Origin of the sequence: Paraburkholderia sp. J10-1 (assembly GCF_905220165.1) — a bacterium.
Lineage (GTDB): Bacteria > Pseudomonadota > Gammaproteobacteria > Burkholderiales > Burkholderiaceae > Paraburkholderia.
In genome coordinates, this window is sequence record NZ_CAJMYW010000004.1 from 161,381 (window position 1) to 177,958 (window position 16,578).

Consider the following 16,578-nt stretch of genomic DNA (forward strand, 5'->3'; position numbering starts at 1 on the left):
TTTGTCAACGTCCGTCGAGCCGCTTTTCGGACGGCGCAACGATCTGATTTCGACCACGCCGTGACGTTCTTCCAGGAATCACGCAATGCATGACAAAAGCTTGACCGAACTGCGCGCCGCGCTGGCTGCGAAGGAGTGCTCCGCAGTCGAGCTGGCCCAGCATTTTCTGGGCCGGATTGAGGCGCATCAAGACCTGAACGCTTTCGTCGACGTCAATCCCGAATTGACGCTCGCCCAGGCCAAAGCCGCCGACGCGCTGCTGCACTCGGGCCACGCGGGTCCGCTCGCGGGCATTCCGCTCGCGCACAAGGACGTGTTCGTCACGCGCGGCTGGCGCTCGACCGCCGGCTCGAAGATGCTCGCAAACTACGTGAGCCCGTTCGACGCGACTGTCGTCGAGCGGCTCGAGCGCGCGGGCATGGTCTGCCTCGGCAAGACCAACATGGACGAATTCGCGATGGGCTCGTCCAACGAGAACTCGCATTTCGGCGCCGTGAAGAACCCGTGGGACACCAAGGCCGTGCCGGGCGGCTCGTCGGGCGGTTCCGCCGCGGCCGTCGCCGCGCGCCTCGCGCCCGCCGCCACCGGCACCGACACCGGCGGCTCGATTCGCCAGCCGGCGTCGTTCACGGGCGTGACGGGCATCAAGCCCACGTACGGCCGCGTGTCGCGCTACGGCATGATCGCGTTCGCCTCGTCGCTCGACCAGGGCGGCCCGTTCGCGCAGAACGCCACCGATTGCGCGCTGCTCCTGAACGCCATGGGCGGTTTCGACGAGCGCGACTCCACGAGCCTCACGCACGAGCACGAGGACTACACGCGCTTCATCGGCCAGACGTGGAGCGCCGGCGCGAGCGCCGACAAGCCGCTCGCGGGCCTGCGCATCGGCCTGCCAAAGGAATATTTCGGCGCGGGCCTCGCCGACGACGTGCGCGCCGCCATCGACGCCGCGCTCAAGACGTACGAGTCGCTCGGTGCGACGCTCGTGGAAGTCACGCTGCCGAAGACCGAGCTGTCGATTCCCGTGTATTACGTGATCGCTCCGGCGGAAGCCTCGTCGAACCTCTCGCGCTTCGACGGCGTGCGTTTCGGCCACCGTGCGGCCGAATATCGCGATCTGCTCGACATGTACAAGAAGTCGCGCGCCGAGGGCTTCGGCCCTGAGGTGAAACGCCGCATTCTGGTGGGCACCTACGTGCTTTCGCACGGCTACTACGACGCGTACTACCTGCAGGCGCAGAAAATCCGCCGCATCATTGCGCAAGATTTCCAGGAAGCGTTCAAGCAGTGCGACGTGATCATGGGTCCGGTGGCCCCGAGCGTGGCATGGGACCTCGGCGCGAAGGGCGACGATCCGCTGCAGATGTACCTCGCGGACATCTACACGCTTTCCACGAGCCTCGCGGGCCTGCCCGGCATGAGCGTGCCGTGCGGCTTCGGCGCGGGTGCGAACGCGCAGCGACCCGTCGGTCTGCAGATCGTCGGCAACTATTTCAACGAGGCCCGCATGCTGCAGGTCGCCGACGCTTTCCAGCGCGCGACCGACTGGCATCGCAAGGCGCCGGCAGGGGTGTGAACATGGCAACACAGTGGGAAGTCGTTATCGGTCTCGAAACGCACGCGCAATTGTCGACGGCGTCGAAGATCTTCTCGGGCGCATCGACGCAGTTCGGCGCCGCGCCCAACACGCAGGCCTGCCCCGTCGATCTCGCGCTGCCGGGCGTGCTGCCGGTCATGAACCGCGGCGCCGTTGAGCGCGCGATCCAGTTCGGCCTCGCGATCGGCTCGACGATCGCGCCGCGCAGCATCTTCGCGCGCAAGAACTACTTCTATCCGGATCTGCCGAAGGGCTATCAGATCAGCCAGTACGAGATTCCGGTCGTGCAGGGCGGTCAAATTACCATCCAGGTGCCGGCCAACGAAAAGGCAGGCACCGAGGCGTACGAGAAGACCGTCAATCTCACGCGCGCCCACCTGGAAGAAGACGCGGGCAAGTCGCTGCACGAGGACTTCGCGGGCATGACGGGCATCGACCTGAACCGCGCGGGCACGCCGCTGCTCGAAATCGTTACGGAACCCGAAATGCGCAGCGCGGCGGAAGCTGTGGCCTACGCGAAGTCGCTGCACACGCTCGTCGTGTGGCTCGGCATTTGCGACGGCAACATGCAGGAGGGCTCGTTCCGTTGCGACGCGAACGTCTCCGTGCGCCCGGTCGGCCAGAAGGAATTCGGCACGCGCGCCGAGATCAAGAACCTGAACTCGTTCCGCTTCCTCGAGGAAGCCATCCAGTACGAAGTGCGCCGCCAGATCGAGCTGATCGAAGACGGCGGCACGGTGGTGCAGGAAACGCGCCTCTACGATCCGGACAAGCGCGAGACGCGTTCGATGCGCAGCAAGGAAGACGCGCACGATTACCGCTATTTCCCCGACCCCGACCTCATGCCGCTCGTGATCGACGCAGCGTGGGTCGAGCGCGTGAAGGGCGGGATGCCCGAGCTGCCCGCGACGATGCAAACGCGCTTCGTCGAACAGTACGGTGTGACGCCGTATGACGCGAACGTGCTCACGTCGAGCAAGGCGATGGCGGTGTATTTCGAAGCCGTTGTCGCGAAGGCCGGCGCCGCGCAGGCCAAGGCCGCCGCCAACTGGCTGATGGGCGAAGTCTCGTCGCAGCTCAATCGCGAAGGCCTCGACATCGAAGCCTCGCCGGTCTCGGCTGCGCAGTTCGCCGTGCTGCTTGCGCGCATCGCCGACGGCACGATCTCGAACAAGATCGCCAAGGAAGTGTTCCAGGCGATGTGGGACGAGAAGGCAGCAGACGAAGGCGCCGCCGACCGCATCATCGAAGCGAAGGGCCTCAAGCAGATTTCGGATACCGGCGCGCTCGAAGCGATCATCGACGAGGTGCTCGCGGCGAACCAGAAGTCGGTGGAAGAATTCCGCGCCGGCAAGGAAAAGGCCTTCAACGCGCTGATCGGCCAGGCCATGAAGGCGACGAAGGGCAAGGCGAATCCGCAGCAGGTCAACGAACTGCTGAAGAAGAAGCTGGGCTGAGTCTGGGTGCGGCCCGCCTGATTCGGGCATGCTAGCGAGGCGGCGTCGTGCGTAGCAGTGCGGCGCCGCCTTGCCGCTTCAGGCGCGCGCAAGGGCACTAAGCTGTTTTGCCATCTGTATTCACGAGAGAGGAGAACAACGCATGTCCAAGGTCCCGAGTCTCGACGATTACCGCGTGCCGTACTTCGGCGACAAGAAGGCGCCGACGTTCTCGCTCAGCGCGCTCGACCCCGCCGCGAAGCCGTTTTCGAGCGGCAGCAAGGACGGCGACCGCGATCGTCTCTCTGAAGTCGGCAAGCAGCTCGACGTGCTGCAGGAGCGTTTGCACGCCCAGCGCCACCAGCGCGTGCTGCTCGTGCTGCAAGGCATGGACACGAGCGGCAAGGACGGCACGATCCGCGGCGTATTCCGCGAGGTCGACCCGCTCGGCCTGCGCATCGTGCCGTTTCGCGCGCCCACGCCGATCGAGGCCGCGCACGACTTTCTCTGGCGCGTGCACATGCAGGTGCCCGCTTCGGGGGAACTCGCGATCTTCAACCGCAGCCACTACGAAGACGTGCTCGTGCCGCGCGTGATCGGCCAGATCGACTCGGCCGAATGCGAGCGCCGTTACCGCCAGATCCGCGATTTCGAGGCGCTGCTGGCCGAGAGCGGCACGTCGATCATCAAGTGCATGCTGCATATCTCGAAGGACGAACAGAAGAGCCGCATCCAGGCGCGTATCGACGATCCGACCAAGCACTGGAAGTTCGACGTATCGGATCTCGAAGCGCGCAAGCACTGGGACGCCTACCAGGCCTCGTACCAGGACGCGCTCGCGGCCACGTCCACGGAATACGCGCCGTGGTTCGTGATTCCCGCCGATTCGAAGACGCATCGCAACGTCATGGTGGGCGAGTTGCTGCTGCGCCTGATGGAAAGCCTGAAGCTCGAATTCCCGCCGGCCAAGGCCGAGCTCAAGGGTGTCAAGATCGACTGAGCCCGATCGAATCCCCTCGCGCGGCGCAGTTCGGCGCGGCGCGAGAAAACGTAAAAACAGCGTAAAAGCAGCGCAAAACCAAGAGGAAAGAAGACATGTTGCGTGTGATCACCGCGAATCTGAACGGCATCCGCTCGGCGGCGAAGAAGGGCTTTTTCGAATGGTTCGGCGAACAGAAGGCCGACGTGCTCTGCGTGCAGGAAATCAAGTGCTCGCAGGACGACATGACGCCCGAGTTTCTCGCGCCGCATGACTTCACGGGCTACTTCCAGCATGCGGTGAAGAAGGGCTATAGCGGCGCGGGCGTCTACTCGCGCCACGAGCCCGACGACGTCATCATCGGCTTTGGCAGCGAAGAGTTCGACCCGGAAGGGCGCTATGTGGAAACGCGCTACGGCAATCTCTCGGTGATTTCGGTGTACGTACCTTCAGGCTCGAGCGGCGAAGAACGCCAGGCCGCGAAGTACCGCTTCATGGACGAATTCATGCCGCATCTCGCGGAACTCAAGCGCGAGCGCGAAGTGATCGTGTGCGGCGACGTGAACATCGTCCACAAGGAAATCGACATCAAGAACTGGAAGGGCAACCAGAAGAACTCCGGTTGCCTGCCCGAAGAACGCGCATGGCTCACAAGCCTCTTCGACGATGTGGGCTACGTGGACGTGTTCCGCACGCTCGACCCGCGCCCCGAGCAATACACGTGGTGGAGCAACCGCGGCCAGGCGTATGCGAAGAACGTAGGGTGGCGTATCGATTATCAGATCGCGACGCCCGGCATTGCGCACAAGGCGAAGAACACGTCGATCTTCAGGGACATCAAGTTCAGCGACCACGCGCCGCTGACCATCGACTACGACTACAAGGTCAAGCGCTGACGCTCACCCCGGCGCGCCGAAGTACCGCTTTCAGGGCGCCGAAACCACCTTGCGCTTCTGCACGGCCGGGATGCCTTGGTAGTCGGGCAACTCGGCGAGCGGCTTGCCGATCGCCTTCGCATAGAGCGGCATCATGTCGGCGAGGCGCTTGGCAATATCGGCGCGCCGCGCCGGCGTGTACGGATGCACGTAGATGAAGCCCTGATCGCGGTCGGCGCGCGTCGCCGCCGCGAGCTTGTCCCAGAGCGTGAGCGCCGCGCGCGGATCGAAGCCCGCACGCGAGGCGATATCGCTGCCGATCACGTCGGCTTCGGTTTCGTCGGCGCGGCCATAGTGCATCTCCACGAGCTGCGAGCCGATGCCGAGCGGAAACACCCCGAGATCCGCGAGCCCGAAGAGTTGCGGCACGCTGCCCGATTCGATTTGCGCGGCTTGCTGCTCGCCCAGGCGCTCGCGCACGTGCTCGCGCACCGCATGCGCGATCTCGTGGCCGAGCAGCATGCCGAACTCGTTGTCGTTGAGCTTCACGCGGTCGAGCAGGCCGCCGTACACGACGATCTTGCCGCCCGGCAGCGCGTACATGCGAATGTCGTTCGAGCGGATCACCGCCACTTCCCACTTCCAGTTCTTGACGCGATCGCTCCACTTCAGCGCGTAAGGCGCGAGCCGGTCGACGAACGCGCGCACGCGCTGGACGTGCGGATCGCTTTCGGCATAGAGGCGGTTCGAATGGGCCGCGCCGCGCACGATCTCGTTGAATTCCGCAGTGGCCTGCGCTTCGAGCATCGGTGAGGGAATCAGGTTGCGGTACACCGCGGCATTGCCGAATCGCACCACGCGGCCGGTGTTCGGCACACCGGGGGAGAGGGTGCCCTGCGTCGCGTTCGCATTCGCATTCGCAGTGCTGTTTGCTGCGTTGTTTCCCGCGCTGTTCACCGCGCTGTTCACCGTACCGTTTGCGTTACTCGTTGGATTGACTGCGCCGTTGCTTGCACTCGCGGCGCTGCCCGTTGGCGGCGTTGCGGCGTTGCCCGGCACGGCCGCCGGGGCGCTCGTGGCGCCCGGGCTGTCGGCAGCCCACGCATGCCATGCGCCGAGGGCCGGCCAGGCCGCGGCAAGGGCCATCGCGAGCGCGCGCACACCGCGGCGCTGCGGCGCGCGCTGGCGTTGCACGGCGGTCTCATGCGTGCTCACGACCGGACTCTCCACGGGGCAATACGAATGAGCAGGAGCATACCCGGTACCGCGAGCACCGTGCAGACGATGAAATAGTCGAACCAGCCGATTCGCGCGACCACGTAGCCGCTCGCGGCGGAGGCGAGCGTACGCGGCACGGAGGCGAGACTCGTAAAGAGTGCGAACTGCGTGGCGGTGTAACGCGGATCGGTCGTGCTTGCGATATAGGCAGTGAACGCGGCGAGCGTGAGGCCTGTCGCAAAGGTCTCGAAACCATACACGAGCGCGAGCGCTACCGCGCGCGGGTCGAGTGTGAATTGCACGTTCGCGCCGAAGAGACCTGCTGCCCACGAGACCGCGTGGCTCACGGCGATCACCGCATCGTAGATCGCCGCGAGCGAGGGCGAGCCTGCGCCGAGCTGCGCGAGCCACGCGAAGCCGAGCGTCGAAATCATCTGCAGGAAACCGAAGATCCAGAGCCCGCGCCCAATGCCGATCTTCACCAGCGCCACGCCGCCGATAATGCCGCCCGCGAGGCTCGCGCCAAACGCGGTCATCTTGGCGATCACGCCGATCTCGGTGCGCGAATAGCCGATGTCGAGGAAGAACGATGTGGACAGCGTGGTCGCCATCGTGTCGCCAAGCTTGTAGAGGAAGATGAAGGCGAGCACGAACAAGGCTGCGGCGAGGCCGTCGCGGTGCACGAACTCGGCGAACGGCTGCACGATCGCTTCACGCAGGTTCTTCGGCGGCGCGCCATGCACTTCGGGCTCTTTCACCACGAGCGTCATGATCATGCCGGGAATCATGAACGCCGCCGTGACCACGAACACGGTGCTCCACGGCAGGTGGTCGGAGAGGATCAGCGCGAGCGAGCCCGGCACGAGCGCCGCGATCTTGTACGCGTTCACATGTACTGCGTTGCCGAGACCCTGCTGCGTGTCGGTGAGCAGTTCGCGCCGGTAGGCGTCGATGGAGATGTCCTGGCTCGCGCCGAAGAACGCCACGAGCGCGGTGAGCGCGGCCACGGTCCAGATCGAATCTTTCGGCGAAACGTAGCCAAGTGTGCCGATGGCGAGCGCCACGAGAATTTGCGTGACGAGCATCCAGCCGCGCCGCCGCCCCGGGCGCCAGCCCGGCAGGCGCGGCACGTAGCGGTCCATGAGCGGCGCCCAGACGAACTTCCAGGTGTACGGGAACTGGATCAGCGCGAAGAGGCCGATCTCCTTGAGATTGACGCCTTCGGAGCGCAGCCACGCCTGCACCAGATAGACGAGCGTGAAGAGCGGTAGCCCGGAGGTAAAGCCGAGGAACACGCAGATCAGCATGTGCGTATTCAGATACGCACGCCAGCCGGGGTGGGATTCGTGAGCGGCGAGGTGATCGTTGCGGGCGGGTGCCTCGTGGGGCGGATTCTGCATGTCGTCGTTAGCGGCGGCGGTGTTGGGTGCGGTCACTGATGGACCGGTCGGTCAGAAAAACACACGACGCCGCGCACGGCGTCATTTTTTTCTCACGCGATAGACCGCAAGACTACCACGCCAGTTCACACCCCAACGCACGGTCTGACCCCCATGCAGCACGGCGCGGTCGAGAATTTCGATGCCCACCTCGGGCGCGAGCGCCTCGAAGTCCTTCACCGTGAGAACACGCACGTTCGGCGTGTTATGCCACTGGTAGGGCAGCGACTTCGAAACCGGCATGCGTCCGCGCAGCACCGAAAGCCGGTGCGGCCAGTAACCGAAGTTCGGGAACGAGACGATGCACTCCTTGCCCACGCGCGCCGTCTCGCGCAGGATGGCCGCCGTCTGGTGAATGGTCTGCAGCGTTTGCGAGAGGATCGCGAAGTCGAAGCTCGCGTCTTCGAACAGACGCAGGCCGTCTTCCAGGTTCTGCTGGATCACGTTGATGCCGTTCTTCACCGAAGCGAGCACGCCCGCGTCGTTGATCTCGATGCCGTAGCCCGTGCATTCCAGCTCTTCGGTGAGGAGCGAGAGCAGCGAGCCGTCGCCGCAGCCGAGGTCGAGCACCTTCGCGCGCGGTTCGATCCAGCGCGCGATGGTGCGAAAGTCGGGACGGGCGGAAAGACTGTCGAAAGCGGTCTGGTTCATGCGCCCACCTCAGCAGCAATGCGTTCGTAGTAAGCGCGCACCACATTGTGATAGCGCGCGTCGTCGAGCAGGAAGGCGTCGTGGCCGTGCGGCGCGTCGATTTCCGCGTAGGTCACCTGGCGCTTGTGATCGAGCAGCGCCTTCACGAGTTCGCGCGAGCGCGCGGGCGCGAAACGCCAGTCGGTCGCGAAGCTCGCCACGAGGTACTTCGCCTTCGTGTGCGCGAGCGCGCGCGTGAGGTCGCCGTCATACGCCTTGGCCGGGTCGAAGTAGTCGAGCGCGCGCGTGATCAGCAGGTAGGTGTTGGCGTCGAAGTAGTCGGCGAACTTGTCGCCCTGATAGCGCAGGTACGACTCCACTTCGAATTCCACGTCGAAGTTGAAGTTGTATTCGTCGACGGCGCCTTCCGCGCGGCGCAGCGCGCGGCCGAATTTTTCGGCCATGTCGTCGTCGGACAGATAGGTGATGTGGCCGATCATGCGCGCCACGCGCAGGCCGCGGCGCGGCTTCACGTTGTGCGCGTAGTAGTCGCCGCCGTGGAAGTCGGGGTCCGAGAGGATGGCAGAGCGCGCGACCTCGTTGAACGCGATGTTCTGCGCCGAGAGCTTGGGCGTGGACGCGACCACGATGCAGTGGCCCAGGCGCTCCGGATAGCGCAGGCTCCATGCAAGCGCCTGCATGCCGCCCAGGCTGCCGCCCATGACCGCGGCGAACTTGTCAATGCCGAAGCGATCGGCCACGCGCGCCTGGGCGTCCACCCAGTCTTCGACGGTCACGACCGGAAACTTCGCGCCATAGGGCTGGCCGGTAGCCGGGTCGATGCTCATCGGGCCGGTCGAGCCAAAGCACGAGCCGAGGTTGTTCACACCGATCACGAAGAAGCGGTTGGTGTCGAGCGGCTTGCCCGGGCCGACCATGTTGTCCCACCAGCCCACATTTTTGGGATCGTCCTCATAGACGCCCGCCACGTGGTGCGAGGCGTTGAGCGCGTGACAGACGAGCACCGCGTTGCTGCGCGCGGCGTTGAGCGTGCCGTAGGTCTCGACCACGAGGTCGTACCCGGCCAGCGCCGTGCCGTTCTGCAGTTGCAGGGGCTCGTCGAAATGCAGTGTTTGAGGAGCGACGATGCCGATCGATTCCATTCGTTCCGCCTTGGTTGTTCGGGCGGCTAAACGGTGTCGGCGGGCGCGGAGTGCGAAAGGGTTGGCGCAGCTGACGACCTCTTTAGCCGCATTTATATCGAACTCCAGGCCAGAGGCTCTGGGAGTTCACGCGCCCGCAATCGAGTCAGCAAATCGGCGCGTGGGTATTGCATAAGGAACGCAGAGTATATCGGAAAAAGTGCAAAGCGACGCGCGGCGCACAGGAAGGCGCGCCGGGCGGCGTGGTCTCGCCCGTCGCAGTTGCGTCTGCCCTTCACGTGTCCGCGCGCCGCGCGAGGCTGCGAAGCCTTATCACGTCTTCGGCGCGGAAGGATGTGCGTTGCGCCAGCGGCGCAGCTGCAAGGCCGCGATGATCATCAGGAGGCCGTAGAGTACCGCGTAAGCGGCGATCACCCAGATCAGCGAGAGCGCGCCCGCGCCGGGGAACATCGCGAAGAAAAAGCCCACCGTGGCCGAGAGCAGCCCCGAGATCCCGACCGCCCACGGATGGGCAATGGCGTGCCGGTACTGGATCGCGTAGACGATTTCGAAGATGCCCGTGAAGAACGCCCACACGCCGATGATCATTACGAGGACGATGGCGGTCTCGCCGGGCCAGAAGAACGCGACGAGCCCGGCGATCACGCCGATCAGACCGATGATGACGTAGGTCCAGCGCCGCGTGCCGCCGCCGCGCGCACCGTAGATGAGCGCGAACGCGCCGTCGACGATGGCGTAGGCGCCCCAGACGATGGCAAGCGTGAGCACGGTGAGCCCGGGCAGCGAGAAGGCGAGCACGCCAAAGACGATGGCGGCGATGCCGCGTGCGATGAGCCAGCCCCAATGGGCGGAGAGGCTCGTGAGGATGGGCGGCAGGCCGAAGGGAGGAACGGGACGGTTCATGCGGCGGTTCTCCTTGTAGCGACGCGAGCAGCCGCCACGGAAAAACGCCGCGCGGCCGCGCTATTGAAGAATGATGCGGATCTGCTCTTCGGCGTGCTCGCTCGGCGAACGCGTGAAACCGCTTTGCGCATAGCGATGCCAGCAGCCGATCACATAACGCACGACCAGATTCGCACGTACGGTTGGATCGTATCCCTTGGCGGCGGGCTTCGCGTTGACATGGTCAGACCCCGAGATCGCTTTACGCTCCGCCTCTTGTGCGAGGTCAACGCGCAGGCACTGGCGCAGCGACGCCTCGACGCGATCGAGCATCTGGTTCACGCGCTCGGCGAGGCGCTCGTGCTCGCCCACGAGGGCCTCGCAGGTCAGCACGCGGGTCATGCCCGCATTGCGCGTGGAAAAGTTGACGAGCATGAGAGCGATCGCGCGCGCCTGCAGGACGCCGCTCGGCTCTTTTTCGACGATCTGGTTGATGAGCCCGAAGAGCGTCTGCTCGATGAAATCGATCAGGCCCTCGTACATCTGGGCCTTGCTCGCGAAATGGCGATACAGCGCGGCTTCGGAAACGCCGAGGCGCGCGGCGAGTGCCGCCGTGGTGATTTTCTCGCCGCGCGGCGCCTCGAGCATGGTGGCGAGCGTCTGGAGAATGTGGATACGGCGTTCGCCCGGTTTCGGGCGGGGGGCGCGGCGGGCCGCGCCCGGCGATTCTGCTGCTTCGACTGCTTCACGCGTTTCTGTCGGCTGCATGGATATCGTCCCTGGCGTTGGCCCCTGGGCTTACGCTCCCCCGTTTGACTTCGAGCGTCCCGACTGCAGGCCTGGTTTCAGGGATTTTAGCGAACGAATGCGACGATCGACATAGTGAGGCCTGCCGGTGCCCGGCAGATGCGCCGGCAAATGCCCGGTGATCCAGACGGTGCGGATGCCAAGGCGCCGGTAACGCTTGAGGTGGCTGCGCGTGTCTTCGACCAGGATGGCGTCCGCGAGCGCCACGCCCGCGCGGCGCAGCGTGCCGCGCAACATCCCGCAGTCGGGCTTGGCGCGCCAGTGGCTGCGCGAGCGCATGCCTTCGATGGCGATCACACGTTCGAAGAGCCGCTCGATGCCGAGCGCTGCGAGCACCGCGTGCGCGTAGTCTTCGGGGCCGTTGGTGAGGACGATCTTGCGCCCGGGCAGCGCGGCGAGCGTGCGCGCGAGCCCGCGCTCGGCGTGCAGCATGCCGTGCAGGTCGTCGAACGTGTGCACGACCTTGAGAAAGTCGTGCGGGTCGATCGGATGGTGGCGCGTGAGGCCGAGCAGCGTCGCACCGTAGCGGCGCGTGTAGCTCGTGCGCAGGTGATTGGCTTCGTCGCGGCTCACGCCGAGTGCGTCGACGATGTACTGCGTCATCCCGGCGTTGATGGCTGGGAAGATCGCGCGCGACGCGTTGTGCAGCGTGTTGTCGAGATCGAAGAGCCAGACCGGGCCGCGAGAGGTGGGGGCGCCGTAGACCGGGCCGCGAGAGGCGACGCCCGGCGTGCGGGCGACGCGGCGCGGCCGATGCCGGACACGCCTGGCATGAAGGCTGGAGTCGGTCATCTCGTGCGTGAGACGCGACGGCGGCACGCAGCCGCCGCCGGTGGGCGCTCGCTTAATGCGAGCGGATCATCGTGCCGAACGGCTGTTCGGTCAGGATTTCCAGCAGCACCGAGTGCTCGATGCGGCCGTCGATGATGTGAACCGAGCGCACGCCGCTCTTGGCCGCGTCGAGCGCGGACGAGATCTTCGGCAGCATGCCGCCCGAGATCGTGCCGTCTTCGAACAGGGCGTCGATCTCGCGGGCCGAGAGGTCGGTGAGCAGATTGCCCGCCTTGTCCATCACGCCGGGGATGTTCGTCATCATCACGAGCTTTTCGGCGTTGAGCACCACCGCGAGCTTGCCCGCCACGAGGTCGGCGTTGATGTTGTACGAGAGGCCGTCTTCGCCGAAACCGATCGGCGAGATCACCGGAATGAACGCGTCGTCCTGCAGCGCCTTCACGACTGCCGGGTTGATCGCCTCGACTTCGCCCACCTGGCCGATGTCGATGTACTGACCGGGGTTGTCGCGGTCCGGCATCATCAGCTTGCGTGCGTGGATCAGGCCGCCGTCCTTGCCGGTCAGGCCGACCGCGTGGCCGCCGAAGTGGTTGATGAGCGTGACGATGTCCTGCTGCACCTCGCCGCCGAGCACCCACTCGACGACTTCCATGGTTTCCTCGTCGGTCACGCGCATGCCCTGGATGAACGTGCCTTGCTTGCCGATCTTCTTGAGCGCCGTGTCGATCTGCGGGCCGCCGCCGTGCACGATGACCGGATTGATGCCCACGAGCTTGAGCAGGATGACGTCGCGCGCGAAGCCCTGCTTGAGACGCTCTTCGGTCATGGCGTTGCCGCCGTACTTGATGACGACGGTTTTACCGTGGTACTGACGGATGTAAGGCAGCGCTTCGGCCAGAATTTCGGCTTTCAGGGTGGGTGCGATCTGCGAAAGGTCGAGAGGCTCGGACATGGCGGCGGAGACTGGACGAAAAACGGACGAAACTCGCGGACGAAGATCCGCGGACGAAAAACGCGGCCGCAAAACGGTCGAAACAGGCCGGATTGTACAGGACTGGCGCGGTGCAACAGGGAAAACGGCGGGGAAACGACGCACGTCGGACGGGCGGCGCGGCGCGTGCGCAACATGGACGCCATCGCGCCGGCAGCGCGGTAAAACGGGGCGAAATCGGGAGAAAGCGGCGGGTGGCGAAGGCGGCCCGTGGCGAACCCGGCGAAGGGCAAGCGCGCGGGCTGTGGCATCATCTCTGTGTCGCCAACCCATGGCTTCGAGAGGAGTGCGCGCCATGACCGCCTCCGCCGTGTCCGCCACAGGCATGAAAAGCGCCCGCTGCCCGCGCTGCGGGAAAAGCTTCGACTGCGGCAGGAACACCGAACCCTTCGATTGCTGGTGCAAGTCGCTGCCCGCCTTGCCTGTGAGCGAACTCGACCCGCGCGGGCGGTGCCTCTGCCCCGAATGCCTCGCGGCGGCGGCAGCTCCGGCCTTGGGAGCCGCGCCGAAGGGCAGGCGCGCTATGCCTTGACCCGCGCACCCGCTTGCGCACTGCGTTGCGAACCACGCGCAAGCGCCGCGAGATCGGCGCTGACCTCGTCGAGCACGGGCTCCCACTGTTTGAAGGTCTTTTGCCGGTACAGCCGGGTATTCGGATACCACGGGCTGTCGCTGCGATCGAGCAGCCAGACCCAATGCGGATTCACGTCGAGCAACACCCAGGTGCGCTTGCCGAGCGCGCCCGCGAGGTGGGCGCTCGACGTGCACACGGAAATCACCAGATCGAGCGAGTCGATGAACGCTGCGGTGTCGTCGAAGGTTTTCCACTGCGCGCTGAAGTCGTCCACCTCGAAGCCGGCATGGCGTGCCGCGGCGATGTCTTCCTCTGCGCCGGGCTGCAGCGAGTAGAACGCCACGCCCTCGATGCCTGCGAAATGCCGGGCATACCGGTCGAGCCCGACGCGACGAAACGGATTGCGTTTGTGCGTGAGGCTGCCTGTCCACGCAAGCCCGACCTTCAGGCGCTTTTCGCCCGCCAGGCGTTCGCGCCAGTGCGCCGCCGCCTCGGGGTCGGCCTTGAGGTAACCGGTGGGTCCGGGGATCGTCGCTTCCTGAGTGCCGAAGATGAGCGGCAGGCTCAGCAGCGAGACTTCGCAATCGTACGGCGGCAGGTTTTCGACGGGGCCGCCCACGCTGTACAGGTCGCAATGACTGCCCAGGCTGCGCTCGAGCAGCGCACCCATCTGCGGGAACGAATTCCAGACGAGCCGGCCGCCTTCGCGATGCACGCGCTCGGCGAGCATGGGCACGTAGCGGCAGAACTGCAGCAGGTCGCCCATGCCCTGTTCGCCCCATACCAGCAACGTGCGTCCCGCGAGTGGCTCGCCGCGCCACTCAGGCTTCGGAAAGACCGGGCGGCCCGCGGCCAGTTCGCTCGCCCCGCTCCAGCGCAACTCATGTCCGGGCCAGCCTTGCGCATAGTTGCCCCTTAGAAGCTGGGTCATCGACAGGTTCACGCGTAGCGATGCGTCGTTGGGCGCATACTGGCAACCGGCGCGCGCGGCGCGTTCGGCCTCGTCCCATTGCCGGGCTTCCTTGCAGGCCATCGCGTAGTTGTTCAGGGCAAGCGGGCTCTGAGGCGCGAGTTCGAGCGCCCGTCGGCTGGCTTCGATCGAACGCGCCGGGTCGCTATCCGTTGGGAATACGCGCGCAAGGTTGATCCAGGCATTGGCGTCACCGGGCGCTTCGGCAACCGTTTCTTCCAGCAGCGGCAGAATCTGGGCATCTCCAAAATTGATCTGCATCAAAGCCGTTGCAAGATTGTTGCGCAGATTTGGAAACGTACGCGCGATCGCCAGCGCGTGACGGTAAGGTTCTACCGCTTCGGCATGACGGTTTGCAAACTGCAGCGCGAGGCCCGCGGCGAACCACGCGGCGGCCCGCTCCGGCGCGAGCCGGGCGAGCGCGGTACTCACGCGCACGGCTTCTTCCGCCAAGGCGCTATCCTGTGCGCGGGCCGCGATGAGCATGAGCGTGTCGTCGTCGAAGCCACGCATCAAGGTGCGCGCGGCGGCCAGCAATTCGTGTGCGGACGCATCGGTTGCCTGCGCGGTCGCACCGGCGGCGGCCGCGTCGATGAAATCGAGAAAGAGACTGCGCACAGGTTGGAGCACGTCAGGAAGCGAGGTCTGCATGATTCGTTCTTGCTTGTCAGAAAGCGCCGACGCAAATGTCGTCGGCGGATGACATAGATTGAAGCAAACCTTTTCAAGATGATGAATCAGACAAGTCTTAACCGGTAAACTGACAGCATGCATCGCATAACCGTCAGTGCTCGTGTCAATCTCAGCCATCTGTTCTGGCTGCGCAGTCTCGCCATCATCGGCCAGCTCTGCACGATCGCGTTCGTGCAGCTCTTCATCGGCGTGCAGTTGCCGCTGCCCGCCATGCTGTTCGTGATCGCCATGGAAGTGGCGTTCAACGGCGTGACCTGGCTGCGCGTCACGCAGGATCGGCCCGAGTCGAATCTCGAGTTGTTCGGCCAGCTTTGGGTCGATCTCGGCGCGCTTTCCGCGCTGCTCTTCCTTTCCGGCGGCACGACCAATCCGTTCGTCTCGCTTTATCTGCCTTCGCTCGCCATCGCGGCCGCCGTGCTGCCGTGGTATCTGACCGCGTGGCTCGCGGCCTTCGCCGTGGCCTGCTACGTGCTGCTCGGCTTCGACAACGTGCCGCTCAATCTCGACAATCCCGCCAACCTGTTCGACTACTATCGCGCGGGCATGTGGGTGAACTTCATGGTGAGCGTGTGCCTGATCGTGTGGTTCGTCGCGCGTATGTCGCGCGCGCTGCGTCAACGTGACACAGCGCTTGGCGACGCGCAGCAGCGCCTGTTGCGCGACGAGCGCGCCGTGGCGCTGGGCGTGCAGGCCGCCACCGTGGCGCACGAGATCGGCACGCCGCTGTCGACCATCGCCATGCTCACCGAGGAACTGCGCGATGTCGCGCGCACCGACAAGGGCCTCGCGCCGTATTGCGCCGACCTCGAACTGCTCGACAAGCAGATCTCGCTTTGCACCTCGGCGCTCGCACGGCTCAGAAGCCGCGCTTCGTCCACGGGCGCGCGCCAGCTCGTGAGCGAATGGCTCGGGCCGTTCGTCGAGCAATGGCGCCTGCGCCATCCGCATGTGAAGTTCGAACTCCTCGACAATGGACCGGGCGACTTTGCGCTCGACGATACCGTCGCCGTTGGGCAGATTCTCACCATCCTGCTCGACAATGCCGCACGCGCCAGCCGCGATTTCGTGACCTTGCGCGCCTATGCGGCCGCGCGAGCCGGCTACGTCGATTTCGAAGTCTGCGATGCGGGGCCCGGCATTCCGTCATCGCTGCGCGCATCGCTTGGCGCCGCGCCTGTAGATAGCACCCAGGGCGGTCACGGCGTCGGACTGTATCTGGCGTTTTCGTCTGCGGCGCGGCTTGGCGGCTCGATCGAGCTCAACGATGTCACGTCGCCCGGCAGCGCGTCGGGCGACGTGAGCGGCGCAGACGACGAGACGCCGGCCGGCGCCGCGACCGGCAGCGGCATGCGCACGCGCCGCGCGCGCGGCACCCGTGCGGTGCTGCGCTTGCCGGCAAAGCAGGTCAAGGCGGGTGAGGCGGGTCAGGCGAACCCGGCAGCGGCGGCGCGAGAAGGCGCAGCGTCCGCGGGTTTGGAGATTGGATCAGGCGAGGGGCCTAGCCGGCCCGACGCCGCGTAACAACACGGAGA

At 65.5% G+C, this 16,578-nt stretch carries 15 protein-coding genes; 6 read left to right on the forward strand and 9 right to left on the reverse strand.

Translation table 11 applies throughout. From position 1 onward, the window contains the following. Positions 1 to 85: 85 nt before the first annotated feature. The 4 genes from gatA to U5A65_RS15900 all read left to right on the forward strand — a co-directional run bounded on the left by gatA (position 86) and on the right by U5A65_RS15900 (position 4,908). Positions 86 to 1,576 (forward strand): Asp-tRNA(Asn)/Glu-tRNA(Gln) amidotransferase subunit GatA, encoded by a 1,491-nt coding sequence (gatA, locus tag U5A65_RS15885; protein WP_321907328.1) that lies wholly within the window; start codon positions 86 to 88, stop codon positions 1,574 to 1,576. Between the two features lie 2 nt (positions 1,577 to 1,578). Further along, positions 1,579 to 3,054, forward strand: a complete 1,476-nt coding sequence (gene gatB, locus U5A65_RS15890; RefSeq protein ID WP_321907330.1) for an Asp-tRNA(Asn)/Glu-tRNA(Gln) amidotransferase subunit GatB — start codon at positions 1,579 to 1,581, stop codon at positions 3,052 to 3,054. Between the two features lie 142 nt (positions 3,055 to 3,196). Further along, positions 3,197 to 4,033: a polyphosphate kinase 2 family protein gene (locus U5A65_RS15895; protein ID WP_321907332.1), complete on the forward strand. Its 837-nt coding sequence runs from the start codon at positions 3,197 to 3,199 to the stop codon at positions 4,031 to 4,033. Between the two features lie 95 nt (positions 4,034 to 4,128). Beyond that, positions 4,129 to 4,908, forward strand: a complete 780-nt coding sequence (locus U5A65_RS15900) for an exodeoxyribonuclease III (protein WP_321907334.1) — start codon at positions 4,129 to 4,131, stop codon at positions 4,906 to 4,908. Positions 4,909 to 4,938: 30 nt separating this feature from the next. Here U5A65_RS15900 and U5A65_RS15905 read toward each other — a convergent pair whose 3' ends face one another. From U5A65_RS15905 to argB, 8 genes are all read right to left on the reverse strand, one after another. Next, positions 4,939 to 6,102, reverse strand: a complete 1,164-nt coding sequence (locus tag U5A65_RS15905; protein WP_321934447.1) for a M48 family metallopeptidase — start codon at positions 6,100 to 6,102, stop codon at positions 4,939 to 4,941. Then, positions 6,099 to 7,505, reverse strand: a complete 1,407-nt coding sequence (locus U5A65_RS15910; protein ID WP_321934521.1) for an AmpG family muropeptide MFS transporter — start codon at positions 7,503 to 7,505, stop codon at positions 6,099 to 6,101. The genes U5A65_RS15905 and U5A65_RS15910 overlap by 4 nt, the downstream gene beginning before the upstream one ends. Before the next feature lie 81 nt (positions 7,506 to 7,586). Then, complete coding sequence (gene metW / locus U5A65_RS15915; protein WP_321946783.1) at positions 7,587 to 8,195, reverse strand: methionine biosynthesis protein MetW; 609 nt, start codon at positions 8,193 to 8,195, stop codon at positions 7,587 to 7,589. Beyond that, positions 8,192 to 9,337: a homoserine O-succinyltransferase MetX gene (gene metX / locus U5A65_RS15920; protein ID WP_321907337.1), complete on the reverse strand. Its 1,146-nt coding sequence runs from the start codon at positions 9,335 to 9,337 to the stop codon at positions 8,192 to 8,194. Before metX ends, metW begins: the two co-directional genes overlap by 4 nt. 312 nt (positions 9,338 to 9,649) lie before the next feature. Beyond that, on the reverse strand, positions 9,650 to 10,240 hold the full coding sequence (locus U5A65_RS15925; RefSeq protein ID WP_321907339.1) for an HdeD family acid-resistance protein: 591 nt from the start codon (positions 10,238 to 10,240) through the stop codon (positions 9,650 to 9,652). 60 nt (positions 10,241 to 10,300) lie between these two features. Further along, the gene (gene slmA, locus U5A65_RS15930) at positions 10,301 to 10,987 is read right to left on the reverse strand and encodes a nucleoid occlusion factor SlmA (RefSeq protein WP_321907341.1); all 687 of its coding nucleotides are present in this window, start codon (positions 10,985 to 10,987) and stop codon (positions 10,301 to 10,303) included. 30 nt (positions 10,988 to 11,017) lie between these two features. Next, positions 11,018 to 11,818: a pyrimidine 5'-nucleotidase gene (locus tag U5A65_RS15935; RefSeq protein WP_321946784.1), complete on the reverse strand. Its 801-nt coding sequence runs from the start codon at positions 11,816 to 11,818 to the stop codon at positions 11,018 to 11,020. Positions 11,819 to 11,870: 52 nt separating this feature from the next. Next, positions 11,871 to 12,770, reverse strand: coding sequence for an acetylglutamate kinase (gene argB, locus U5A65_RS15940; RefSeq protein WP_233878880.1), 900 nt, complete (start codon positions 12,768 to 12,770; stop codon positions 11,871 to 11,873). A gap of 334 nt (positions 12,771 to 13,104) precedes the next feature. Here argB and U5A65_RS15945 point away from each other — a divergent pair, with 334 nt between their 5' ends. After that, positions 13,105 to 13,341, forward strand: a complete 237-nt coding sequence (locus tag U5A65_RS15945) for a cysteine-rich CWC family protein (RefSeq protein ID WP_415764966.1) — start codon at positions 13,105 to 13,107, stop codon at positions 13,339 to 13,341. Here U5A65_RS15945 and U5A65_RS15950 read toward each other — a convergent pair. Further along, on the reverse strand, positions 13,331 to 15,004 hold the full coding sequence (locus U5A65_RS15950; protein ID WP_321946785.1) for a hypothetical protein: 1,674 nt from the start codon (positions 15,002 to 15,004) through the stop codon (positions 13,331 to 13,333). The genes U5A65_RS15945 and U5A65_RS15950 overlap by 11 nt on opposite strands. Before the next feature lie 117 nt (positions 15,005 to 15,121). Between U5A65_RS15950 and U5A65_RS15955 the strand changes: the two genes are divergently transcribed. Continuing rightward, positions 15,122 to 16,567, forward strand: coding sequence for an ATP-binding protein (locus U5A65_RS15955; protein ID WP_321907346.1), 1,446 nt, complete (start codon positions 15,122 to 15,124; stop codon positions 16,565 to 16,567). The last annotated feature ends 11 nt before the right edge of the window (positions 16,568 to 16,578 follow it).